18 protein-coding genes and 2 tRNA genes are annotated in these 26,634 nt (G+C 31.2%); 9 read left to right on the forward strand and 11 right to left on the reverse strand.

From position 1 onward, the window contains the following. The 8 genes from ACKTTV_RS16745 to ACKTTV_RS16780 all read right to left on the reverse strand — a co-directional run. Positions 1-5,024 (reverse strand): amino acid adenylation domain-containing protein (locus ACKTTV_RS16745; RefSeq protein WP_408032020.1); only part of this gene is annotated, 5,024 nt, incomplete at its 3' end. Between the two features lie 303 nt (positions 5,025-5,327). Then, on the reverse strand, positions 5,328-6,992 hold the full coding sequence (locus ACKTTV_RS16750) for an ATP-binding cassette domain-containing protein (protein WP_408032021.1): 1,665 nt from the start codon (positions 6,990-6,992) through the stop codon (positions 5,328-5,330). Positions 6,993-7,078: 86 nt separating this feature from the next. Next, complete coding sequence (locus tag ACKTTV_RS16755) at positions 7,079-7,822, reverse strand: thioesterase II family protein (RefSeq protein ID WP_408032022.1); 744 nt, start codon at positions 7,820-7,822, stop codon at positions 7,079-7,081. A 122-nt stretch (positions 7,823-7,944) separates the two neighbouring features. Next, positions 7,945-9,288 (reverse strand): aspartate kinase, encoded by a 1,344-nt coding sequence (locus tag ACKTTV_RS16760; protein WP_408032023.1) that lies wholly within the window; start codon positions 9,286-9,288, stop codon positions 7,945-7,947. 603 nt (positions 9,289-9,891) lie between these two features. Beyond that, the gene (locus ACKTTV_RS16765) at positions 9,892-11,313 is read right to left on the reverse strand and encodes an aspartate aminotransferase family protein (protein ID WP_408032024.1); all 1,422 of its coding nucleotides are present in this window, start codon (positions 11,311-11,313) and stop codon (positions 9,892-9,894) included. A gap of 895 nt (positions 11,314-12,208) precedes the next feature. After that, the gene (locus tag ACKTTV_RS16770; RefSeq protein WP_408032042.1) at positions 12,209-13,780 is read right to left on the reverse strand and encodes an ABC transporter substrate-binding protein; all 1,572 of its coding nucleotides are present in this window, start codon (positions 13,778-13,780) and stop codon (positions 12,209-12,211) included. Positions 13,781-13,895: 115 nt separating this feature from the next. Then, a complete protein-coding gene (locus ACKTTV_RS16775; protein ID WP_408032025.1) occupies positions 13,896-14,405 on the reverse strand; it encodes a DUF4442 domain-containing protein in 510 nt (169 codons plus the stop codon). Between the two features lie 16 nt (positions 14,406-14,421). After that, positions 14,422-14,922: a GNAT family N-acetyltransferase gene (locus ACKTTV_RS16780; protein WP_408032026.1), complete on the reverse strand. Its 501-nt coding sequence runs from the start codon at positions 14,920-14,922 to the stop codon at positions 14,422-14,424. A 137-nt stretch (positions 14,923-15,059) separates the two neighbouring features. Here ACKTTV_RS16780 and mtaB point away from each other — a divergent pair, with 137 nt between their 5' ends. The 5 genes from mtaB (at position 15,060) to ACKTTV_RS16805 (ending at position 19,469) form a co-directional block, all read left to right on the forward strand. Beyond that, complete coding sequence (gene mtaB / locus ACKTTV_RS16785) at positions 15,060-16,376, forward strand: tRNA (N(6)-L-threonylcarbamoyladenosine(37)-C(2))-methylthiotransferase MtaB (RefSeq protein ID WP_408032027.1); 1,317 nt, start codon at positions 15,060-15,062, stop codon at positions 16,374-16,376. A gap of 431 nt (positions 16,377-16,807) precedes the next feature. Next, the gene (locus ACKTTV_RS16790; RefSeq protein ID WP_408032028.1) at positions 16,808-17,572 is read left to right on the forward strand and encodes a DUF6438 domain-containing protein; all 765 of its coding nucleotides are present in this window, start codon (positions 16,808-16,810) and stop codon (positions 17,570-17,572) included. Further along, a complete protein-coding gene (locus tag ACKTTV_RS16795) occupies positions 17,572-18,237 on the forward strand; it encodes an alpha/beta hydrolase family protein (protein ID WP_408032029.1) in 666 nt (221 codons plus the stop codon). The genes ACKTTV_RS16790 and ACKTTV_RS16795 overlap by 1 nt, the downstream gene beginning before the upstream one ends. A gap of 28 nt (positions 18,238-18,265) precedes the next feature. Continuing rightward, entirely contained in the window at positions 18,266-19,168 is a 903-nt protein-coding gene (locus ACKTTV_RS16800; RefSeq protein WP_408032030.1) for a lytic transglycosylase domain-containing protein, read from the forward strand. Between the two features lie 85 nt (positions 19,169-19,253). Further along, on the forward strand, positions 19,254-19,469 hold the full coding sequence (locus ACKTTV_RS16805; RefSeq protein ID WP_408032031.1) for a hypothetical protein: 216 nt from the start codon (positions 19,254-19,256) through the stop codon (positions 19,467-19,469). Position 19,470: 1 nt separating this feature from the next. On the opposite strand, the gene ACKTTV_RS16810 is transcribed toward ACKTTV_RS16805, so the two are convergent. Further along, positions 19,471-19,905, reverse strand: coding sequence for a GNAT family N-acetyltransferase (locus ACKTTV_RS16810; RefSeq protein ID WP_408032032.1), 435 nt, complete (start codon positions 19,903-19,905; stop codon positions 19,471-19,473). A 153-nt stretch (positions 19,906-20,058) separates the two neighbouring features. On the opposite strand from ACKTTV_RS16810, the gene ACKTTV_RS16815 reads away from it, so the two are divergent. From ACKTTV_RS16815 to ACKTTV_RS16830, 4 genes are all read left to right on the forward strand, one after another. Beyond that, a complete protein-coding gene (locus ACKTTV_RS16815; RefSeq protein WP_408032033.1) occupies positions 20,059-20,520 on the forward strand; it encodes a GNAT family N-acetyltransferase in 462 nt (153 codons plus the stop codon). A 13-nt stretch (positions 20,521-20,533) separates the two neighbouring features. Further along, complete coding sequence (locus ACKTTV_RS16820; protein WP_408032034.1) at positions 20,534-21,247, forward strand: SDR family NAD(P)-dependent oxidoreductase; 714 nt, start codon at positions 20,534-20,536, stop codon at positions 21,245-21,247. A gap of 114 nt (positions 21,248-21,361) precedes the next feature. Continuing rightward, a tRNA-Gly gene (locus tag ACKTTV_RS16825) sits at positions 21,362-21,434 on the forward strand. A 43-nt stretch (positions 21,435-21,477) separates the two neighbouring features. Next, positions 21,478-21,550, forward strand: a tRNA-Gly gene (locus ACKTTV_RS16830). Positions 21,551-21,653: 103 nt separating this feature from the next. Here the strand turns inward: ACKTTV_RS16830 and ACKTTV_RS16835 are convergent. Both ACKTTV_RS16835 and ACKTTV_RS16840 read right to left on the reverse strand, forming a co-directional pair. Beyond that, positions 21,654-22,829, reverse strand: a complete 1,176-nt coding sequence (locus tag ACKTTV_RS16835) for a hypothetical protein (RefSeq protein ID WP_408032035.1) — start codon at positions 22,827-22,829, stop codon at positions 21,654-21,656. A gap of 60 nt (positions 22,830-22,889) precedes the next feature. Beyond that, a complete protein-coding gene (locus ACKTTV_RS16840) occupies positions 22,890-26,294 on the reverse strand; it encodes a hypothetical protein (RefSeq protein ID WP_408032036.1) in 3,405 nt (1,134 codons plus the stop codon). Positions 26,295-26,634: the final 340 nt, after the last annotated feature.

Genomic DNA, 26,634 nt, shown 5'->3' on the forward strand with positions numbered 1-26,634 from the left:
TTGTGCTGATTCATTACTCCTTTTGGCTTTCCTGTACTTCCCGAAGTATAGATTACATAAGCCAAGTTCTCTGGAGATACTACTGGAATTAAAGCTCCTGTTGAATAACTTTCAATAGTCTTCCATTGACTATCTAAAGCTATGGCAGTTATACCTTCTCTTTCTCCTAATACTTCTGAAGTAACTTTTTCACTAGTCAATACCAATTTGATATCAGCATCAGTGAGCATATACTCAATACGATCTTCTGGATATTCTGGATCGATTGGTACATAAGCACCTCCTGATTTTAAGATTCCTAAAATGCTCACTAGCATTTCAATACTTCGTTCAATACAAATACCAACTAAAGTATCTGGAGTAACTCCTTGCTCACGTAAGTAGTGTGCTAATTGATTTGATCGCTCGTCTAACTCTGCAAAGGTCAATGCTTCATTTTCATATACAACTGCAATCGCTTCTGGTGTTTTAGCTACTTGTTCTGTAAATAAATCAACCAGTGTTTTATCTAATGGATAGCCTACATAAGTATTATTGAATGTATCTAGTAATTCCAGCTCTTGTTTTGGTAAAACTGTCACGCTCTCAACCTCAACAGCATCTTCTGAAGTTAATCCTTCTAGTAATTGCTCTAAAGCTTCTTGCATGTAAACAAGAACTACATTTGATGAAATACCTCCACTTATTTGAGCCTCTAATTGAAAATCATCTTCTCTATCATCAACGTTTAAAGTAAACGGATAATTTGTTCTTTCATGACTCTCTATCGAAGTAACCCCAAGATTCTCAATAATAGCTTCCTTTTCTGATAAGGTTGCTGAATGACGGTAATTTAGCAAAGCACTAAATAATGATACTTCATTGGAAACACCACTCCACCTTTGAATATCAGCTAAAGGAGTTTGCTCATAAGGTAATAAAGTTCTTAATTCTTTCTTTACGACTTCTATATACTCAGAAATAGTTCCTTTTAATTCAGCATAAAATGGCAATGTATTAATAAATAGCCCTAAAGAATCTGACGCTCCTGATACTCCTTGTAAACGTCCAGAAAATAAGCTACCGAAAATGGCATAATCCTTACTACTACATCTTCCCACAACTAACCCGAAAGCCGCATGGAATAAGACTGCTGGACTCATTCCTAATTCTGTACCAACTTCTCGAATTTGTTTACTTAACTTACTAGATAAAAATATACTAGACTCTTCTACATCTCTTCCATTTCCTTTGACATCTGATAAATTAAATGGATATGTAGGTTCCTCAATATTTTCTAGTAAATTTTTGAAATATGATTCGCTATCATTTAGCTTTTGTGAATGTAATGTATGCCCTATAAAGTTTCTATATAAAGCTGGTGTTGGAAGACTTGATGTTTTTCCCGATAAATAGGCTGTAATTTCTAATATAATTTTCTCAAGTCCAACATGATCTAAAACTAAGTGATGCTGATTGATTATTAGGTAGAAACTATCAGTAAGTACATCATCTGCTGATTTTAACTCTAATAATGGCGCCTTAGATACATCCATTCGTTGATTCCCTGGTTCAGCTAGTAATTCTAATTCTGATACATCTAACTCCTCTACTGCCAATACTGCTTCCCTAAGAACTATCTGAACTGCCTGTGGCAAGCCTTCACTTACAACGCAGGTACGTAATACATCATGTCGATCTACCACAAATTGTAACGCTTCTATAAATAATGAACGTTTTTCCCTACTAGGAAATGAGAATAAACTTGATAACACATATGGATCACCATGATCTTGATCACTCATTAAATAATGGAAATAAATTCCTTCCTGTAATGGTGATAATGGGTACATATCCTCAATATTCGATATACCTCCTGGTGCTTTTGATACTACTGCATCAATATCTTCTTGACTGAAATCTAATAAAGGAACCATCTCTGATACAACACGATCTGTTCCTTCTATAATTCCATTGGCTGGAACTTGATAAGTAAGTGACGACGACGACGCATTTTTACTAATCGCTGCAATAGTAGGTTTTGAGAAGATATCTTTTACTGCTATGCTGAACCCTATATTCTGTAAGCGCGTAATTAACTGAACAACCAGTAAACTATGCCCACCTAATTCAAAGAAATCATCATAAACACCTATCTGTTCTACACCTAATATTTCTTGCCAAATTGCTACTAATTGTTCCTCTATTTCATTTCTAGGTGCAACATATTCTTTTGTTGATAATAAAGAGTCTTTTGGTGTTGGTAATGATTTTCTAGCTATTTTACCGCTACTTGTTACAGGCATTTCGTCGAGTGAAATCCATAAAGTAGGAACCATATACTCTGGTAAAATCTCTTTTAATTCTTGTTGAATAGTTTCTTTATTGAAAGTTTCTTTTGGAACCACATATCCAACCAAACGTTTATTTCCATTCGAATCAGCGGTTGCTAATACACAACCTTGATTCACTGAAGAAAGTGATGCCAAAGCATTTTCTATCTCTCCTAATTCGATTCTATATCCTCTGATTTTAACCTGATCATCTTTTCTTCCTAAAAATTCGATATTACCATCAGGTAACCATCTGGCTAGATCACCTGTTTTGTAGATTCTCTCTCCTTCTTTAAAAGGATTATCTATAAACTTTTCGGCTGTAAGCTCGGCTCTATTCAAATATCCTCGAGCAACTCCTCTTCCTCCAACACATAACTCTCCTACTACCCCAACAGGTAATAATTCGTTCGCTTCGTTTAGAATATAAACCTGAGTGTTATCAATTGGTTTTCCTATTGGAACGAGATCTCCTATATCTCCTTTAAAAGTGGTTGCACAAATACTTGTTTCCGTAGGACCGTAAGCATTTATGTAATTGTAACTCTCAGCAAAAGTCTTCGCTAATGTTAACGGAATTGCTTCTCCAGCAGTTACCAATGTGGTAAATCCTTGTAAATCTTCAACCTCTAATAGTTGTAAAAATGCTGGTGGTAATGTAGCAATGGTAATCGCATTGTTCTTTATATATTCTTTGAAGAACAAAACATCTGATTTTTTATCCTCTTCAATGGTATATAATGTTGCTCCTTTTAAAAGCACCGTGAAAATTTCCGAGATTGAGGCATCAAATGATTGACTTGCAAATTGTAAACAATGAGACTCTGGAGTTATAGAGAATATTTCTATTTGAGATAAAATAGTATTTATAATACTTCTATGCTCAATTAATACTCCTTTTGGTTTTCCTGTACTTCCCGAAGTATAGATGATGTATGCTAAGTTCTTTGCATCTAATGCAATACCTGTTGAATTTGTTAAATACTCATCTTTATGCTCTTTAAATTCGTTTAAGAATTCATTATCAATACTGAAAATACTATCACTATCATTAAGAATGTATGATTTTCTTTCTTCTGGATACGATGGATCAATTGGAACATAAGTTGCTCCTGTTTTCAATATTGCCAACATTGAAACAATTAACCAATTGCTTCTCTCCAGAATAACTGTAATGGAGTTTTCAATATTTATCGAGTAATTCGCTACTAAATACTGAGCTAATTGATTTGACAATTCATCCAACTCCTTATATGTTAACTCCTCGTCTTTATAAACTACTGCTATAGCATTTGGCGTTTTTTCAACTTGAGTATTGAATAAATCGATTAATGTTTTATCCTCTGGATAAGCAATTGTTGTATTATTAAAAACTTCTAATATCTCTGTATTTTCCTCTTCAGAAAGTATTGAGATATCTTTTAATGGTTCTGATAGGTTATCTTCAAATTGTCTTAAAGTGAATAACAACCTCTCTGTTAATTTTTCAATTTCTTCTTGACCAAAATACTCTTGAAGAAAATCAACATTTAAAATAAGTGAAGAATCCTCCCCGTAGTCACACCAACGAAATGATAAAGGAACTTCTAAATCGATTATTGTAGATAAGTGTTTTATAGCCACATGTAAACCTGATTCCAATGATTTTGGAAAAGGGAAAGGCTCATAATTCACTAAAATATCAAAAAGTTGTCTTCTACCTTCCGAAAGCAACTTCAACGACCTATTTAAATGTGAAATAGGGTATTGTCTATGTCTATAATCGTTACGCTGCGTTTTTTTAACATCAGTAATAAAATCAATTAAAATTTCATCAGGATTGTAGGTTCCTTTGAAAGGAATAGCTCCTGAAAACATTCCTAGTGCTTTACGTTCTTCACGGCTTACTCTATTATGAATTGGAACTCCGAAACTAAAACTATTTTTATCAGTGGTTTTTCCAAAATACAGTAGTAATGCTGCTATTGTAAATTGAGGAAGATTTGCTTTGGTTTTTTCTGTTAAACGACTAAACAATTCTCTATCTGATTTCGAAATTTCGATAGAAAATCTCTGCCCTCCTGTATTTTTTGTATTACTATTATCACTAATTATAGATTCAGGAATACTAGAAAATTTTTCTTTCCAATATTCAGCATCTTTTTCATACTGCTTTGACTGTAAATAATCATTGCTTTTTTTAGCTATATCAAAGTATGATGGGTATTTTACCGATTCAGATTGTTCTAGTTTATTTAACCTTCTATCATACTCTTCTATCACATAACTTACCATCAAAGCTGAACCGAAACCATCATATACTAAATGATGATTGTAACAGCACCACCAATGAACATCTTCCGCTAATTTTATTAATGTATAGTTATATAACTTATCTTCTTTTAAATCGAAAGCCGTGTCAATTCCTTGTTGCATCCATTCTTTAGCTTTTTGCTCAGGATGTAAGTCTTCCGAAAAATCAATTTCATTTAAATGAACTCCTTTATGATCACCAACATAAAATAATGGTTCTACTCCTGTAAAATCATATCTGAAATTATAGGTATCATAAACCGATGATAAACTGGCAACAGCACTCCTAAAAAGTGCAATATCCAGTTTACCAGTGAGAATAGCATATCCCCCCATATTATATATTGGACTTTGAGGATCTATTAATTGACCATAATAAACCTCTAGCTGTGCTAAATGCAACTTCTCTTTTAAATTCATTTTAAAATTGTTTTTTGTTTCAAGAAATTTACCTTTTGGGAAGACTGTAGTAATAAATTAAGAGTGTCTGTACAGCTTGATTTACTTGAAGATGGGCATTACATTTTTTCTTTCCACCTGAAAAATCAGGCAGAAAGAAAAATTATAGTAGTATGTAATTTATTGAGCTGTAATATCTTGAAATAAATTGATCTTATTTCTTTAAAATAAAAAGGTAATTATTATTTGAAATTGATTATTAACGATTTAATATGCTTGAATACTACTAAATGTAGTATTTAGATTATTTCAGCGTTTTTGCTTTTAAAAACTATGAACCCCCAATAGTTTTTCCTCTATTTCATGCATATGCCCATAATCAAATTTTATTAGTCTATCACAATATTGATAATAAGCATCGTCGTGTGTTATCGCAATCACTGTTTTTCCTTTATTTTTTAATCCAGGAATAATGTTCTGATAAAAATACTTTCTGAATTCAGGGTCCTGCTCGGCAGCCCATTCATCAAAAACAAAGATATCCTTGTCTTCTAATAACGAATATATTAAAGCCAACCTTTTCTTTTGACCACTAGATAAATCTTGATGAACCTTATTTTCTTCTTCATTTTTTCGGATCACCTCATCCAACTTCATTTCTTTTAGTAATTCTACAAACTCTTCATTTGATTCGGTTAAATCAAACCCATCATAATTTTCAGAAAAAAGATAGTTATTAGAAAAAATACATGACAACTTATTTCTATAAAACTTTCTGTTTTCGTTTGTAATCAAAGTATCATTAAAGAAAATTTCCCCAGTTTTCTGAAGACATAACCCTGATAATATGTTTATAAAGGTACTTTTACCACTTCCATTTCCACCATAAATAAAGATAACCTCTCCTTTACTCACCTCTAAACTAGCTGGTTGAAGAGTAAAGCTAATCTTATCTTCTTTTTCATCAAGGTATTCATAGGTTACCTCATTAATCGTTAACTTCTCAAAGCTTCCTAAGTCATCAGTCAAATCTTTGGATAATTTCTCGTAATTAAACTTACTTGTAGTAATTTCAGTAAATTTATTCAACCTTGAAATTGCAATGTTGAAGGCTATTACTCCTGGAATCAATCCAATCAAGGCTGTAATAGGTCCTATTAAAAATAAAACAGCGAACATAAATCCACTAATTACTCCTCTATCAACTGTAAAAACAACTGGCATAATAAACAGTATTGAAGCAATTAATAGATTAAAAGAAAATTCTCCTAAAACATCGTTTCCTAAAGCCGCCTTTTGAGATTTTATCATTAAACTAACTCCCTTTTCTCTGTTTTTCTTCATAAAATCAAAAAAGATAGAATTACTTCTTTTTGTGCTCATTTTTATTTTATTGAATCCATGAATAAAATCATTGTAGTTATCCATAAATGAATCTTCTAGATCTCTTTCTTCATCCATGTTTTTTTCAATAATTGAACTCGTATAAGCATAAATTGAGCTTAAAACAACCACAATTCCTATGATCATAAAAGCACCTGGAGGATACAAATAGAACATATATGCAATAGTTACAATTGCCATAACTAAAGCGTTCAAAAGCGAAATAAATGTTTCCGGAATATCTTCTAAAGTTCCTATATCTTCCATTGCAGTACGAATTTTAGCTTCTCCTAAACGTAGGTAAGATTCGTAATCTGATAATCGAAGTGTATTGATAATTTTAAGCATCATATCTTTCCCAAAGTTTAGGGTTATTTTTACAATATGAAGTTTAAAATAGTAGGTAAATAAGAATGACGTTAATGCTACAAATACAAAAATTTGCCAATCGTACCCTTCAAAAAATGGCATTGGTGCGCCAGATATTTTATTATTAATTATTGATATTAAGGCTGTACTCCACAAACTACTAATTATAGTAAATAAAGTAAGCATCGGTAAGGCTAGCTTAAATTTAAAAAAGCTAAATAAAGTTAATTTTTCCAATTTTATAATTTTTAAGTTGTTCTAGTTTAGATGATAATCCTTTCAGTTTATCACATGTAATTATTTTGAGTGTATAAATTCTTTGATTAATGAGCTACAACATCACCGCTAATTGCAGCATTGTAAATTTTGTCCGCAATTGTTTTTGAATGATTCAGAATAAAGAAATGATCTCCTTCCAATAGTTTAAATGTGCAGGTAGCTGTAGATTCGTTTGCCCATGCTTTCATGCTTGGCAAAGGTGTTTTGTCATCATCTTCTTCACCTATTTCATCTTCTCCCATACATATATGTATTGGCATTGAAAAAGGTTTTTCCATTTCCTGAAATTTGTAATTTTCAACAGCTTTAAAGTCCGACTTCATTATTGGATAATACAAATCCAACAATTCTTTATGCTCGAAAAAATCACTAGGCAAACCACCTATTTTATCAATTTCTTCCCAAAACTCATCTTTAGGTAAGTGAGATCTCTTTTTCCTACATCTTTCAAAACCTGGCGCTCCTCTTCCAGTGAAAAACAGGCAAGAAGGCTGTTTTAACCCTTTGTTTCTTATTCTTCTGGTTAGCTCATAGCCTAATATTGTTCCTAAGCTATGACCATAAATAACATATTCACCTTCCTTTAAAACATGAGGAATTATCTTCTGAAAAAGATCATCCACCATATCTTCAACACTAGTCAAAAGGTTTTCTTTAAAACGTCCACCTCTCCCAGGAAGCTCTAGAGTTATCCATTCTGTTTTTTTTGCTATATGTTTTTCTATATCGCCAAAACTATATCGGTTTCCTCCAGCAAATGGAATTGCTATTATTCTTACTTTATCCATTAGTCTATTTATTGATATTTAATATTTAAGATACTTTCTCAAGGTTATTTAAGAAATTATCTTTTACTAATCTTTTAATTGTTTCTTGTAGGTTATAAGAGTATTCTTAGCTAAAGTTTCTTTTAAACGAGAAGTATTTCATCATTTTTGATTACTTCATGTAATAACACTACCGCCTTTTTTAAATCTTTTTTATCAAGTATGAGTGAAATAGAATTATAAAAACGTCTGAAACCTAAAAGATTGATTTCATTACTTTTTAATTTTTCCTGAATCTTATTTACTTCTTTTTTCTTGTCCATATTTTCCCCAGTTATGGTCATTAACACCATTTCCTCGTTTAAGATATCTACATCATTATCGTTCGCCTTTATGTTAGACTTAAAAAAGTCAACACACTCTTCGGAAACTACGTAATAACTCTTATCCTTGGTTTGAGGTCTTTTTACTCTAAAAAACAACCAATCTTTATCTATTATTTGTTTGATAAATTCTTTAGGGACTTTAGCAGTATTATTAAAACCAACTAAACAACAAGATTCGTGTAATGAAAGTGCCTTTTTGTTGGAAAGATTTTGATTAATAACTTGTGTTCCTTTAAAGTCATAATCAAAAGTATTTCTTATTAAAAAAGGAATATTGTGTTTAGACAACTCGTCGATTGAATCTGGGTGTACTAAAACGTTCGATCCAAACTTCGACAAATTTTTAAGTTCTGAAAACGTAATATTCTCTAATGAAGATGCTTCCAATACTTTATTTGGATCAGCCGTCATAATGCCATTTACATCCGTCCATTTTGTAACTCTTTCAGCATTTAATATTGCTCCAAGGACTGTGGCTGTATAATCCGATCCTCCTCTTCCTAAAGTTGTTGTATCTCCATAAATAGAACGTGCGATAAATCCAGAAACTACATAGCTTTTTTTATTTCCAGAGAAAAATGAATTAACAACAGTTCTGGTTAAATCCCAATTTACTTTAGCTTTAATATGAACATTATTTGTTATAATTAAATCTCTTGAATCTTTAAAACTAAAATCTAAGCCATTTTTATTTAAGAATGCAGTAATTATTTGGGCCGAAAATAACTCCCCAAAACTTAAGATCTTGTCATAATCTTTGTCAGAAGTAACCCCGTTTTTTAAAATATTACTTACACTTTCTAAAAGATCGTTTTCAACAAGTTTTATTTTTTTAAGCAACTCTGTTTGCTCTTCTTTAAAAATTACATCGATGAACTCTTTATGTTTTTCAAATATTGTCCGGATTACTTTAGCGTATTCTTGATTTCCATCTTTCAACAACTTTGTCAAGTTTACTAATTCATTAGTAATTCCCTTTAATGCCGAAACTACAATAATTAAAGGTTCATTTTCTAGATCGTAATTGTTTACAATCTTTAACATGTTTTTTAAAGAAACTTCAGAACTTACAGAGCTCCCTCCAAATTTTAAAACTTCCATTCTTATTATTTTTCTTAAATAAGGTTTTATCAATAGACGTCTAATGACAATTCCTTAAGATTTACTTCATATTCATTCACATTTGCAGCAACATGACATTGGTATAGTTTTTATGTTTTTTTATTTCCAATGTACTCTCTACTAACATAGGCTCTTCATTGATAATGTTCTTTCCTAAAAGAAGATCACCTCTCTTACTTTTATGGCTTCTTCCTCGTGTCTAGATTATCAAAGTATTTTTCTTCTAATTTTCGAACTATTAATTCAGTATCTACTAGTTCTAAAGACTCATTATTTTAAAAAACAACTAAGAACTATGTAATCAAATGAATGCAGGTACTTAAAGAAACTTCTTTCTTCTAATATTGATATGATACTGAGTATATTTCATATGAAAGTGGAACCATTTTTCCTAAGAAAAACGTTAACTACTTAATTATACCAAATAAACCTCAAAATGCTACATAAATACTTGTTCATTTTCTCTTTTTCTACATTGCAAAACAATTCCGTAACTATGGCTATGCAACAATTTTACAGCTTTGAAAAAGAAAAAAGCAACAGCGCATTTTTTGTCTCATTTTAAAATTCATTTGGTATTATTTATATTGTCTCAGGAATTGAGTGTTGTTCTTTCTCTTTAGTTAGGATTTCTATAAGCGACGTTTTCAAAATTTCTAACGCATTATCAATGATGGTTCCCGTTATTGTTAAAGGAGGCACGATACGCATTACGTTATTATAATGTCCTCCAACCTCAAATAGAAGTCCTCTCTGTAAACATTTTTGCCTTAACTCCTTTACTAATTCTGGGTATGGGTCTTTCGTAAATGGGTCTTTTACAAGTTCAACTCCAATCATTAAGCCTTTACCTCTAACATCTCCTATTTGTGGGAATACCTCAGCCAACTCTCTTAACCCATTCATAAAATAGTTCCCCATTTCTTTGGTATGTGATTTTATATTATATTTTTCTACAAAATCAAAAGCTCCATTCGCCGCGGCTAAACTTACTTGATTTGCTCTAAAGGTACCAATATGAGCACCTGGTCCCCAAGCTTCTATTTCCTTCTTATAAACTAATGCTGATATTGGAAAACCAACTCCTCCTAAACCTTTTGACAAGGTAATGATGTCTGGCATCACTCCATAATTCATACAAGCTAAGAACTCTCCAGTTCTAAAGAAACCACTTTGAATTTCATCGAAAATCACTAACACATCATTTCGATGAGCTACTTCTACCAACTCATTTAAAAAACCTGCTACTGGCGGTACATTACCTCCTTCTCCTTGAATGGACTCTACTATAATTGCAGCTGGTTTTGCAATTCCTGAGTGTTTATTTTCTAATAAAAATTTTAAGCGATCAATTGCGTAATTTTTACAAGCCAATTCATCATCATTAGAAGGACATCTGTATTGATATGTAAATGGAGTAAAATGTACGTTGGGAATTAATGATGTTAATGTTTTTCTAAACGCAGTATCTGCAGTAACAGCTAAGGCTGCAGATGTCATACCATGATATCCTCCTGAAAAGGCAATCACGCCATCTCTTCCTGTTTTTATTTTAGCAAGTTTAATCGCCGCCTCAACAGCATCAGACCCTGTTGGTCCACCAAAACTCACTTTATAGTCATTTTGTACAGCCGATGGTAAGTTTTTAATTATTTTTTGTATTGCCGATAATTTATTTTCCGTTGGAAAGTCCAATGCATGAATTAACTGATCTTGTTGTTCTTTAACATATGAAAGTACTTCTTCATTACAATGACCAACATTTACTACTCCACATCCAGCGAATAAATCTATAAATTGATTTCCATCAACATCTTCTATAATAGCTCCTTTAGCTTTTTTTATGGCAAAAGGCATGCTTCTAGGATAGGAAACTACTGCTCCCTCAAGTTCTTTTTGCAGTTCTAACAACTCCTTAGAGCGTTTTCCTGGTACATTTTCTACTACAATTTTAGCAGATTCCGATAAGTGAAATTTTGAAAACTCATTTACTGTTTTTTTCATGGTAAAAAAATTAGTTAGTTAATATCTCTTCTAAATTTCAAGAAGAGCGTTCTTAAAACTTAGCACGGTTTTTTAATAAGATTTTTGTTTTGGACTAAAAATGGAAAATGACGAAATACTGGTAATAATCCTTGTTAGTTTAGTAAGAGGGGATGAATTAAAGGTTGTTATTATAATTTTACTTTTATTGGTGCTGTAACCATAAAATTTAATTCTAAAATTTTATTATAATTACTAAAAACTCAAAGCAAACATAACTACAAACTCTATTTACAATTAGAATTTATAAGTATTTAAAGGAGGGAAATACAGAAAACTTACGAAGAAATTGTTGTATTATCTTTTAGTGATTCGATAGTCTTTTATAGAGCATAAAAAAAATAAAAACCTGGCTTTCAAGAAATACAATATCCTTTTTTTCTCTACAGACATGTCTTATAAAAGAAACAATCTGTTAGCGTAGTTCATAAAATAAATAGCTGATTGGTCGCAATTGGATACGGCTTCGCCGTTCTCAGTTACATGAGTGTACTTTGTTTGTTTGTTTTTTTCTCTTTAGACTTTACTTGTTCTAAAAAGCAACGCAATTTAAGAAAAAAAGTACCTCGCACCAAACCTAAAGTTTAAAATATTGTTAAGGATAGCATACGGGGAGCTACTATTAAGCCTAAACAATTGAATAATAAATAAATATTCTGAGCAATAAAAAAGGTTACTTCAATAATAATATAATTCCATTATTATTTTCATATAATTTCTTTTTATGTAGTATCAATTTTTAATTAACATACACGGTTTAAACATTAATCCTATTTAGAATTACACACCTCTTAAAAAATCTATTCAATTGATTTTAAACACCATACAAAAACAAAGAATATAATCAGCTTATATGTTAATCATGTTTTCTAACCTTTTTTAAATGAAGCATGTCTATTGGATTTATCCCCACCCCTTCTACATTTTTTTGTATAAATCGTATTACCTGATCATAATATAGAGGAATCACAGGAGCATTAGCAATTATAATGCTATCCATTTTGTAGTAGAGTTCATGCCTTTTATTTATGTCTACTTCTTGTATAGACAATTCGTACAACTTATCAAACTCAAGATTTTTAAAGTGAGTATAATTCGGACCGTTAGGAATAAAGTTTTTACTGTAAAACAATGAAAGGTAATTTTCTGCATCTGGATAATCTGCAATCCAACTCGCTCTGAATATAGGTAACTTTCCTCCTGCCTTACCTTGACGAAGAGTTGAAGGCGGAATTACATCAACCTTAGTCTGAATTCCTACTTTTTGAAGTTCTCGTTGAATAAATTCGCATAAATCTAAATAGTTGCTATTCGTTGTTATAGTTATTTCTACTTCCTTTTTCCCTACTTCTCTTTTATATTTTTCAACTAGCTCTCTTGCTTTCTCTGGCTGATAGGTGTACCCTTTTTGATTTTTAAAAGATGGTAATCCACTTGGTATAAATCCGTTTATCGCGGGGATTCCTATTCCATTTCTAAGAAACTTAATCATTTTTTCTCTATCGAAACCATAATTAATTGCTTTCCTAATATCAATAGAATTTACAGGTAAACTTTCTTTCCCATCAAGATAAATCCCTAAATATTCTGTATTTAAATAAGCCCCTGTCAACATATTTATCTTACCTGCATACTTCTCTTTTAAACTACCATCAGTATTTAAAACATCATCTTTATATGAAGCATCTAAACTTTTCATAAAATCAATATTACCCTGCACAAACTGTAAAAACTCGCTCTGCTTATCCGGTAAAAAAGTAATTGCCACGGCTTCTAAATATGGCAACTTATTTCCCTGTTCATCTTTTTCGAAATAATTTTTATTCTTGCGAAAAACTAGCTTGGTGTTTTCAACCCAAAGTTTAAAGTAAAAAGGTCCAGTTCCTATGGGGTTAGACCTAAATTTGTTACCAAAATACTCCACTGCTTCTTTTGGAACAACTGAGCAATACTTCATTGCTAGCAACCCCAGAAAAGGAGGAAACGCTTTTTTTAAGTTAATAGTAAAAACAGAGTCATTCTTGGCTTTAAACTGAGCTACATTTTGCAACACCCAACCTCCTGGGGAAGCCACTTCAGGGTCTAATAAACGATTAAATGAATATTCAAAATCGGAGGCTTTAACGACCCTTGTTCTACCCTCTCCAAATATTTCATTCTCATGAAAAAACACATTTTTTCTTAAGGTAAACTCATATCTCTGTCCATTCTCAGAAATTGTCCATTCTTTTGCTATATCGGGTTTAATTCTTAAATCGTCATCCAACTGAACCAAGCCATTAAATAGTTGATTTACGGCCCAAATATTTCGTTGATCTTTCGCAAAAGCTGGATCTAATGAAGTAATATTAGAATGTTCGTTGTATCGAAAAACATCCTTATCAGAATACTTAATTTTTGTTTTGGTGCAAGCAAAAAAGACAAACATTATAATAACAAATGAAAACAATTTTCGGACTAGTTCTAATTTATATACACTGTCTTGATCACTTTTAAAGTATTTTCCGTTCACTACCCTATAAAATTTCGTTTTAGTCGTTTCTTTATTTTTTTCTTTTCCTTTTGTAGTACTTTTTATCTGCAATGTATATTGTTTTTGAAACCTCAGCAAAAACTTTCGACGCTTCTTTATTGGTAATTTTAATTTCTTTTACTAAATCTATTTCATTTTCATTTTCCACACGTTCCTTAATTTTATCAATTTCTTCTTGTGTAAAAACAAAATCTACATGAGCATCTTCAAAAGCAGGTCGTTTAAACTTTATTGTGGCATTTTTATCCCAAACGACATATTCTTTCCCTAAAATATTTATTAACTGAATCATAAAAATTGGATCCGTAGCAGAAAACAAACTTCCTCCAAAAATAGAACCAACGTAATTCCTGTTTTTTATACTTAAAGGAATTTTCACATGTACTTTTAGTAAATCATCTGAAACGTATTTAACTTTTCCCGTAGACCTTCGATACATAGGAGCTACGTTAAAACCATATCTAAATATGGTACTTTCTTTAAAGAATTTTTTTAAAATATTACTTAGTGTTGCATACATAACTTTTTCGCTATCCTTATAAAATTAGTTCATACTTAGTTTCTGGAAGTCCAATATCATCACTTATAAATTGTTTTACAATTTTGAAATTGTACTTTTTAAGGATAATTGCAGAAGCTATATTTCTATCAACAACATACCCAACGAGTTTTTTCATTCCTATTGATTTACAATAGTTTATTAAGCCCTTACAAATTTCAGTTGCGTAACCATTTCCCCAGTATTTTTCTAAAAAACGATAACCAATCTCGTCATCTGCTCTGTCTTTAACCAAGGCTACAGTGCCAACAAAAGTTTTATCTTCCTTTCTTTCTATAGCATATATCCAAAAATCGTTTCCTTTTTCCTTATATTTTGATATCAATTGTTTAAGTTCTATTTTATGCTCTTCATAGCTTTTAACTTCTCCATCAGCATACTGCATAACTTTAGGGTTACTTTGCATCTCATGAAAACCATCTAAATCTTGCAAGATCAACTCTCTAACATTTAATCTTTCTGTTTCAAAAATCATCATAAATTGAGTACTTTTGCATTTTTAAAATCTGACTATAATCATACTATAGTGACGAATTTACAAACTTTAACTAGTAAAGTATGTATTTCCGTAGCTTATTATGTAAAATTCGGTTTTTATAAACCTTGGATAGAAAAATGAATGTAGATAAAAAAGTAGCTTTTTATACACTTGGTTGTAAGTTGAACTTTTCTGAAACTTCGACAATTGCAAGAAATTTCGTTAATGAAGGCTTTGAACGTGTTGACTTTGAAAACAAAGCAGATGTATATGTTATAAACACATGTTCGGTTACAGATAATGCCGATAAACGATTTAAAACCATTGTAAAGTCTGCTCTTAAACAAAACGATCAAGCATTTATTATTGGAGTTGGATGTTATGCTCAATTAAAACCAGAGGAATTAGCAGCGGTTGATGGTGTTGATTTGGTTTTGGGGGCTACTGAAAAATTCAATGTAACGAGTTATATTAACGACCTTGAAAAAAACGAAATAGGAGAAGTTCATTCTTGTGAAATAGAAGAAGCTGATTTTTATGTAGGGTCTTACTCAATTGGTGACAGAACAAGAGCATTTTTAAAGGTTCAGGATGGGTGTGATTATAAATGTACTTATTGCACTATACCTCTTGCCAGAGGAATCTCTAGAAGTGATACTTTAGAAAATGTTTTAAAAAACGCAAAAGAAATCTCTGATAAGGGAATTAAAGAAATTGTATTGACCGGGGTTAATATAGGTGATTATGGTAAAGGTGAGTTTGGAAACAAAAAACACGAACATACCTTCTTTGAACTTGTTCAAGCTTTGGATAAAGTAGAAGGAATTCATAGATTACGTATTTCTTCAATTGAGCCAAATCTTCTGAAAGACGAAACTATCGACTTTGTTGCCAACTCTAACATATTCGTTCCTCACTTTCATATTCCACTTCAGTCTGGAAGTGATACTCTTTTAAAAAGAATGAAACGTCGTTACTTAAGAAGAGTATATACGGATAGAGTTTCAAAAATTAAACAAGTAATGCCTAATGCTTGTATCGGTGTTGATGTAATTGTTGGTTTTCCTGGAGAAACGGATGAATTATTCTTAGAAACATATAATTATCTCAGTGAGTTAGATATTTCTTACTTACATGTATTTACCTATTCTGAACGTCCAAATACCAAAGCTGTTGAAATGGATGGTGTTGTTCCTAAAAATGTTCGCACCAAAAGAAGTAAAATGCTTCGTGGACTTTCCGTTAAGAAACGAAGAGCTTTTTATGAAAGCCAATTAGGTAACTCACTTACTGTTTTGTTTGAAGGAGAAAATAAGGAAGGTTATATTTATGGTTTTACAGAAAATTATGTAAAAGTAAAAACTCCTTGGAATCCTGAGCTAGTAAATACATTGCACAATATTACCTTAACAAAAATAGACGAAGACGGAATCGTAAGGTTCGATTTTTGCTAATATCATAAGAAACGAGCAATGCATTTTTACAAAATTGTTCGTTTCTCTTTTTATTCTAACACCAAAAAGAATAATTGTTTGATCTAAAGATGGTCTTAGTCAACTACTTCTGGGCAAACCTACAAAGCATTCAAGGGAAACTAGTTTCAGAATTTCGACACAGGTGTCGGAGCATTTTAATCTCACTTATCGAGTAAAACATTAAAGTTCAAGGCAAAAAACGCAGGCATAGCTATAGTTAAGACGAGTATTTTTAACGTAGAAATTTGAAATTCCAACAGCCAGACTAGACTAAATAATTGTTGTTATTGGTATTATTATCAACAGAATAAGATCCATTCTCCTTTTTTATTTTACCACTTTCTGATATCATATTTCCTCAAAAATAATGTATTTTTAGAGTGTATTATCTAACAAAAAAATCAAACATCATGAGATACATTTTATTCTTTGCATTATTATTTGCACTGTCATGTGATTCACCAAAAAAAGAAAAAGAAGTTACTCCTTCTATTGAAAAAACTACCGAGACTCCAAAAGAAGAAGAAATTACTGTTGAAAAAACGGTTATTCCTGAAAAAGATTACTCAAAAGAATTAGTTGTGGTACTAAAATATGCACAAGATAGTAATGAAGCTTTAGAATTATTGAAAAATAGTAGTATTACATGGAAAGATACGAATTACGATTCTAAGGTGACTAAAATAGGAATTGTGACCCTTCCTGATGACGATCGCGATATATGGATACAACGTTTAAAGGAGTCAGGTGCTTTTAAATTTGTTACAGAAAACAGTAAAGAGGCTATTGATAAGGCTATAGCAGAAGAAGAAAAAGTATTAATTTCATTGAGCAAAACTGCATGTTTTGGTGACTGTCCTGTATATGAGTTAACCATTGACAAAGAAGGTAACCTCACTTACAACGGAATTCAGTATGTAAAAGAAGAAGGTGTTAAAACGTTTAAACTAGAAGATAATGAGTTAAAAACGTTAAAAGATAAGCTTGCTAAAAAAGACTTTAATAGTTTTAACGACGTATACGACGACCCAGAAATTATGGATTTGGCAAGTACGTATATTACCTATAATAATAAACAAGTAAAAATTCGCCTTTGGAAAGATTTACCGGATGAATTGATAGAGATTCATGAATATATTGGCGATATGTTATATAAAAGAAAGTTTCTAGAATAATGACTAAAATTCCCATTTACTTTGTACCAGGTCTCGCAGCCAACACTAAAATATTCGAATTCATTTCGCTTCCCGAAGAACATTTCGAATTAATATTTTTGGACTGGATATTACCTTCAAATTTAAATGAGCCCATTCATGATTACGCAAAAAGAATGTGTGAAAAAATTCATCATGAAAAGCCAATACTAGTTGGAGTTTCGTTTGGAGGTGTTATGGTACAAGAAATGAGTAAACATATTTCATGCAGCAAAGTTATTATTATTTCAAGTATAAAGAATAATCAAGAACTTCCAAACAGACTTAAGTTGGCTCAAATTACCAAAGCCTATAAATTATTTCCTTCAAAAATTATTTCCAATATTGAAAAGTATGAACAATATTTTTTTAATGACTATTTAAAGAAGCGAGCTGAGCTTTATAAAATATATTTATCTGTACGAGATAAAACATATTTACAATGGGCCATTTTTAATGTATTACATTGGAAACAAAGTAACACACTTCCTTATGTAACTCATATTCATGGAGATAATGATGAGATTTTCCCTATAAAGAATATTAAAGGGGCCTTAATTATAGAGAAAGGAACGCATATTATGATACTCAACAAAGCAAAAACTATCTCAAAAATTTTAGAAACGGAATGTTTTTTGTTAAATTAGATCATATAACAGTTAAAAAAGAAGCAATATGAATAAAGTATTACGATTATTACCTATAGTAGCCATTACATGTACGGCAACCCTACTTGTTAATACGATTAGTAAAGAGAACGAACCAACTGTTAAAAATGTAGCTGAAAACTACGAAATTAAGGCTGTAAAGCTGCCTTCAAATATGAATTTAGCTGGGGAGAAAATCCCTATTGAAAGACAGGATATTAGAGAGCGGATGGATAGAGAGCTTTTAGTTAACACATATTGGCAATCTAATGGACTTTTACTTATTAAAAGAGCACATAAATATTTCCCTGTAATAGAGCCTCTATTACAAAAATATGGTTTACCTGATGATTTTAAATACTTAGCCTTAGCTGAAAGTGGTTTAATGAATGTAAAATCGTATGCAGGTGCTGCTGGTTTTTGGCAATTTTTAAAAGGTACAGCTAGGCAATATGGTTTGGAAGTTAATAATAATGTTGATGAAAGATATCACCTTGAAAAAGCTACCGAAATTGCCGCTAAGTATTTGAAAAGATCAAAAAGAAAATTTGGCTCTTGGACTTTAGCCGCAGCTGCCTATAACGCCGGTGAGGGAAGAATTTCTAAACGAATGAGAGAACAGCAAGCTTCAGATTATTTCGATTTATTGTTAAATGAAGAAACTTCAAGGTATGTATTTAGAATTCTCGCATTAAAAGAAATTATTTCTAACCCAAAAAAATATGGTTTTGTTTATAATGAAGAAGATTTGTATAAACCTACTAAATCATATGAAGTTCCGGTTGATACTGCAATTGTTAATATTGCTAGTTTTGCCAAGCATTTTGGAGTTACTTATAAAGAACTCAAGTTGGCCAATCCTTGGTTAAGGGAAACTAAATTAAATAATAAAAGCAGAAAGTTATATCATATAAAAATACCTGCAAATTAATAAGATATTTAGATTTTAGACCTTTTATAAAAAATAAAGGTCTAAAATTTTCCATCAAACAGAACAACTACCTAAACTCAAGACTTTGAAAAAAATACTTCCTGTCATATATATTATTATAGGTTTGCTAATTATTTATGCAACTATTCGTTCATTTTCAATTGATAAAGAATCTTACAGAGTTCTTTTTGGCTTTCGCACAGAAAATAAATTTATCTTTTTAGCTGTAAGGGTATTGTTTGCTGGATGGTTTTTAGTTGATGGTATCAAAAAATTAAAAGCTTTAAAAACTGAAGAGTAATTTAAAGCTCGAAAAACATAACAAAATGAGGGCCTACTTTTTCAACTATAAATAAATTACCTGTTACTTTAAAACCTAATTTTTTATAAAAAGTAGTGGCCTCTTTTCTTGCATTACACCAGACTGTTTTTACACCTTTATTTCTAAGTATTTCAATTGCTGAATTTACTAATACTTTTCCTGCACCTCTACCTCTAACCTCTTCCGATGTAGCCATTCCTCTTAGCTGATATTGCTCTGATGAGAACAAATCATTGTTCGATTTCATAAAGCTGGCAATCCCTATTAATTTACCATTTAAAAAAGCTCCTAAATGAAAGGTACTTTGATCAAAATCTCCTTCAAATTGATAAGGTAAATCTATTCCCTCTCTTAGTATTTTTTTTCTTAAAGCGTATGTTTCCTTAGTTTCTATTTTTTCAATAGTAAATTCCATTTAATTCATATTTAAGCAGTAATTTCACAAAAATAAAACAAACTAAATTAGCAAACTCTCTCAAACTTTTTGATTTGCTGAAAAACTAGTTTTAGCTCACAAAACTAAAAGGTTGAATAAGATTAGCTATAATCCAACGATTATCTTTTATAAATGAACTTAAATTTTAGCGCAATTAAGAAAGAGGAAATTTTAACCATTCTTCCTCTACTCACAGTTATTAATTCAACTACCCCAGAAGACATACTTAAAGAAAGAGTACTAAGAATGATTGAGTGCCCAAATTACGAGTGTGTAGGTGTTTATCATGATAACAAGCTTATTGGTATTTCGGGGTTATGGTATAGCGTACGCCATTATTCAGGAATGAGTGTTGAACCCGATCATGTTGTACTTGACGAATCATATAGAGGTAAAAATATAGGCAAACAGTTTTTTAGTTGGATTTACGAATACACAAAATCCAAGGGGTGCGAAGCCATAGAACTAAATACTTATACGGGGAATAGAAAATCACATAAATTTTATTACAATGAAGGTTTTGAAATTTATGGATTTCATTTTGTAAAAGTATATGATAAAAACAACCCTTTTCTGAACAATAACAACCGTTAATACTTTTATTGAAATGAAAAAACTTGCTTTAATTACAGGAGCTAGTCGTGGCATTGGCAAAGCTATTTCACATTATTTTGCTTCCCAAAACTACTCCCTGATTTTAATTGCTCGAAAGCATGAAAATCTTAATAAACTCAAATCAGCAATAAACAACGAACACCAAAAGATTGATATTGAAACTATTTCCTTAGATTTCAATAATCCATTAGAAGTTGAATCCAAAATTAAAGTCATTGTAGATCTAAATAAAACCATCGATGTTGTTGTTAATAATGCAGGAATATTAATGACTGGTAATACAACATTATCGGTTAGTGAAATAACACGGTTAATGAATATCAACTTGATATCTAACATGGCTATAAGTAATATTGCTGCTGAAAAAATGAAAAAGCAAGGACATGGTGAAATTTATAATTTAGGATCAATGGCTGGTTTAGAACCGGTATCTAAAATAGCGGCATATGCAGCTTCAAAAGCTGCTTTTGTTAGTTATAGTCAGTCACTCTATGATGAATTACTACCTTTTAATATAAAAGTATGCTGTTTATGTCCAAGTGTAGTTAATACAGACATGACAAATGACGGTCGTATTTCTAATGAATTAAAAATACAAACCCATGATGTGATAAAAGCAATTGATTTTGTTCGCAATTTATCTTCTGGAGCCAGTATTTCAACTTTTCCTATTCGATGTAACATTATTGATTTAGAAAAAAAATAAACAGAAGATATTGATTCTATGAAACTTACAAAAACAAACAAAAAAACATGGCAAAAAAACTTAAAAAACCCTTGTAGATTCTAGAAAAGGTTTTATATTTGCAACCGCTTTACTGCGGGAGTAGCTCAGTTGGTAGAGCGTCAGCCTTCCAAGCTGAATGTCGCCGGTTCGAACCCGGTCTCCCGCTCAAATTTTTAAAAACATAGCAAGAAATTGCACAAAGCTTTACCGCGGGAGTAGCTCAGTTGGTAGAGCGTCAGCCTTCCAAGCTGAATGTCGCCGGTTCGAACCCGGTCTCCCGCTCAAAGTCGAAACAAATGTTTCGACTTTTTTGTTTTTATAATTGTTGTTTATCCTCCAATCTACTTCTTTCACACAAAAAAATTATCGTTAAGACTTCTTTAAACTAGTTGGCTAATCTCTCTTCTAATTTTTCTTTATCTTTATAAATAAAATCTTCAAATTTTAACTTTTTGCCTTTCTCTATCCATTTTCCCATTAACTCAACTTTTATGCTGAAATAATTAAATTGAGTATATACTACATTTTCCTTTTGATTGTTAACATAAAAAACCAGTGCTTTAGATTTAAACTTTCTTTGAACTAATATAGGAGTAACTTTATTCCTAATCTCCTTTCCTCCTTCCGATATGAAAACTTGAGTTACGTTATACTCAAATGATACGAACCCTTCAACTAGAAATTCCTTCTCAAAAAAGAGTGACCTTCCTCCTAATAGATCAGGTTTTTCATTAGAATTAGTTTCTACTGATAAAATATCTTCTAGTAGTCGCTCTCCTTTATTGTATGAAAATTTGACAGAACCATGATCTAGCTCATATTCTTCTCTTATTTTTCTTACTGGCTTATCTGAATACTCAATACCTCTCACTAGGCTTAAAACCCGATTATAAAAACCTATACCATATTTAAAATATGAAACTGAACTTCCGTTTGGTGCTGTAGACCAACCTGGGAGGATCCCAGAAACTATAGGGACATCTCCTCTCAATTTACGGTTATAAATATATGTCTCCCCATTCCCATCTTCATATGAAGATTGTATATCAATTCCATTCGGAGGTATTTTTCCTTTTAACTTCTTGGAACAATCAAAATACCAAAACTTGAAATAAACACTATCATTATTTTCTTTAACATCAGCTATTCCAATTATTGAATACCCATAAAACTTCGATTCAAAAGAAAGATGTTTACGAGAAACGACTTTATTCTCAAATAATCCCTTTATATTTTTTGCTCTTGATCCCTTCAACCATTTTAGTCTTTCTGCTGGTAAGTCATAAGGTTGATCTAAAAAACCATCCTTATACCCTTCGTGCCCCTTTCCAAACAACCATCTTAAAGAGTTAGCTTCTAACTCTCTAACTTTTTTCTCAAAACTATCAGTTACTGTCCTACTGCCAATAAAATAGATACCTTTGGGCGGTAATGATTGATCATCACAAAGAGTAACAAAAGACTCTGACACTCTGTTAAAAGAATAAGACCTTTCATCTAATTTGTTTTTTTCCCAATCAAATAAACTTCTAATATTAAACTTATCTCCTAATTCAAACATTTCGTTATTTTTTAATATACCTGTTTATACTAAACAGGTATATTTTAGTTAAATTAATTTTTATTTCTCCTCTTCAATTTCCCCGGACTCATGTTTTCCTCCTTCTAACTTAGCTTTGCTCGGGCTAATTCCATTATTACCAGAAACATCACTACAGCATGGTAATCCTTGGTTTTGAAGGAATACAGTATCTCCTTGAATTAATGTTAAAGTTGAAGGTACTTTTGTATTCCATGAATCTCCTACAATTTCACCTACAGGTTTCTTTAATTCGTCCATAATGGATAAAAAGAAAGGAAAATCATTTGGTTTATTTGGATCAAGACTAACGTTGCCAGTAGTAATAAAGTTGATTAATGGTTCTTCGAAGCCTTCTCTTATAGGAACTAATACACGTGCCATACCCGATTTTAAAAACTTCTGAAAATCATTATCTGGTGTATCATTGTTATGCAACATATTTGCCCAATCGCACTTTTCTGCCCAGTGATAATCATATAAATTAAAAGACATAACCGACCACAACAGGCTTTGCTCAAACAACTTTACTACCGAAGCATAATGATCAAATTTTGCTAATTTATCCTTTGAAATTACTGGAAGCCCTTTCTCTCCATCATCACAAATACAACTATCATCTATTTCATAATAATTCTCACATCTATCTATGGATGTATTACTTTGAGAAAACAACAATTCGATACATAAGCGCTTAAGTTCAGTGTTAACAATCTCTTTATAAAATCCTGGGTTTTTATATTGATTAGCATCATATACAGAAGCATCGGCATCATTATTATTACCATTAGCTTGATTTGCTGCTGCAAGATTCGCATTGTATTTATCAAGTTGTACTTGATATGCATCCATAATGCTTTTATATGTATCCTTTTGCCATTGTTGATAAACAGATGCTTTTAGTTTAAGCCTAAAATCTAGGTTTACATGATTAACTTTCGAAACTCCTTTACCTGATATTTTTATATTTACTAGAGTATCATAGTTAAACAAATGATTTTCTATTATCGGATAAGTTATATATGTATTTGTAGCTATAGAATATCCCAAATTCTGGTACAACAGCTGAAAATTATAATTGGAATGTAGCATTTCTACTTTGAAAAACGCGTGGATATTACCCGTTATATTATCTCCTGTAATTCCATAAGATGAAGTTGGGCGTACTACTTCCAAATAATAATCGGTTGGTATTGTATAGGTGAAATCTCTATCTACCGAGATTAACTTAAGAAATTCTGATTTTCCATCAATGGTACCACTCTCAAATTTCTCGTATTTATACATATCTTTTGGCTCTTCATAATCATCTACACCAAAATCATTAATATACTTTAAGTAATTATCTCTGGTAACATCTTGCCACGATTTAAGATCAGGTTTTACTGGTGGCTCTGGTAGGTCATTATTAGTATCTTCAGATACCAATGTCTGAACATATAGCTCAGAAGGTTTTGGAACCATAAACTCTAACAAAGTATGCTTTCCGTAATTGATTATTCTGTTTTTATAAATTTTATCGATCCATCTAAAAACCCCGGATACATGTTGATCGCCACCTCTATTGTCAAACCCATGTTTGTTCTCTTCTTTAAATTGTTTAATAAGTGTTGTAGATCTTTTTTCAAAACTTTTATTTCTAATGGATTCAGAAGCAGTTTTAGTAATTTCTTCAGAATACGATTGAGCATTGGTATTAGATTGCGATTTAGAATGGGCAATACCTAAATCTGAATTAATATTAGCATACCAAGGCCCATCTTTGGATCCATATGATACTGTTCCACTTAAATTGAAATCCGTGTTATTATCTATAGTTCGCTTTATTTCCTTATTCCAATCATGTTTTTCTGCAGAAGTTGTATCGTTTTTCTCAACGATTTCTGTTTCGTTCTCTTGAGTATAGGTACTTTCACTTCTTTCTAAATATTCTGTACTTTTTTCTTTATACTCTCTCGCCATTATGTTCTCAATATGTGCCACCTCACCTGGAACATAACAACATAACTCTTGTTCTACCAACATCAAATCGACACTAGCAACCCTCATAATACCGTGTAAATCATCTACCCTTATATTATTATTAAAGCTTTTTTCGATTTGATTATTTTGGTTTTCTTTATAAGTATACTGACCTATCCACATTTCATTTTGAGCAGAAACTATTTCTTTAAAGCTAATTTTTTCGCCAGAATTTAGTTCAATATTGAATTCGTAAGAAAAAAAAGTGTTAGGTTTTAGCTCCGGCATATTACTAATGGTCATTTTGAAAAACAATTGACGTGTTTTACTTTCCATTGTATTTACCGTTTCCGTTTGGTATTCTTTGCCATCTATTAATAATAATAAATTTGCCGTGGTAATAAAAGATTTCTTACTTGGTGTAATTAAACTTAAAAAAAATGTTTTCTCTTGTTTATTTATCGAAACTACATAACCATTTCTATATCTATTCTTAAGAGAAATTATCGATCCATGTATTGCTACCTTTTTCTTCCATTTTAACTCAGGATAAGCGGCTATAGATTGTTTTTCTTTTATCTTTTCATTTAACTTATTTTGAAGTAAAAGAAAATCTAAATCAAGAAAATTATTCCTTTCTAAGTAGCGTAATTCATGTTCTTCAAGTCTTTCTGCTAAATGCTCTATAGAAGAAAATGCCATGTAACTAAATTTAAAATCAGGAAATAAAGAGGAAGGATAGACCGGAGTATAAACTTTTTGCTCTATTTTTTCATCAGCATTCAATATTTCCGATAATTGATTTTTTTTAACCTCCAATCTCTTTTTATCATCATCTGATAGGCTCTCCTCATATTTTTTGATTTTCTGTTCAATTAGTTTATTATAGCTTATAGAAGATATTTTTAGTTCTTCATTTTTTAAGCTATGATATTCCTTACTTAAATGAGTTAGTTTTGTTAATAGATTTTTGATAAAGTTTATATCATACCTAGCTAGTGCTGCAATATGTGCCTCCTCTAAGGTTTTAATTTCTTGATCCCCAAACTCTCTAACTTTAGTAAAATTATTACCCTTTTGACGCCCATTATCAACGGCTTCTTGAGTTTTCTTGGAAACATTTTGAGTCTTTGTATTGATGTAACTAAATGATGCAAATCTAAATAGAGGTTCTGCTTTACTTTCAGTTACCTTAGGCACTTCCAACTCCTTAAAAGAGTTAATTAAATCATTAAACTTATCAACTCCAAACCCCTTTATATTATTTAATTCAGATAATTTAGAAAATCCTTGAAGAGAATCCCTTTTATCAATAATACGCTGTGCCACAATCTCTCCGATATTGTAATCTTTTAACTGGTCTTCAAGCCCTAAAACGGTTCTTTCAATATAGGCTATCTCCTCAGCTGATTTGGCATTATTCAAGAAATTTAATACTTTGAATACTACTTTCTCATTAATTCCTTTGTCTGAAATTTTCCCCATAATTTATTTTTTATAATTAATAATTTGTCATATCAAAATTATGTTTGAATCGAAAAGGATAGAAAACATCTTTCTGAAGTGTAGAATTTTCTTTCCGAAGAAAAGAATGTTATATAATTTTTCAATTATTGATATTAATATAAACTAAGAGAAGGCCGAAGTTATGTATCTGGAATTTCTATTGGTTTTTGGACATAACTTGTTTTTAATCCCATATTTCTCTCCTTTCGTATTCAAAACAACACCGTTCAGAGATTTTTTTAGAACAAAAAAACTAACCTCTTTATTTTCACACAATTAGAAGGTTTTATATATCAGTGATATCCGATTACATCAACTA

This window comes from Tenacibaculum xiamenense, assembly GCF_964513065.1.
In the GTDB taxonomy this organism is placed as follows: domain Bacteria; phylum Bacteroidota; class Bacteroidia; order Flavobacteriales; family Flavobacteriaceae; genus Polaribacter; species Polaribacter xiamenense.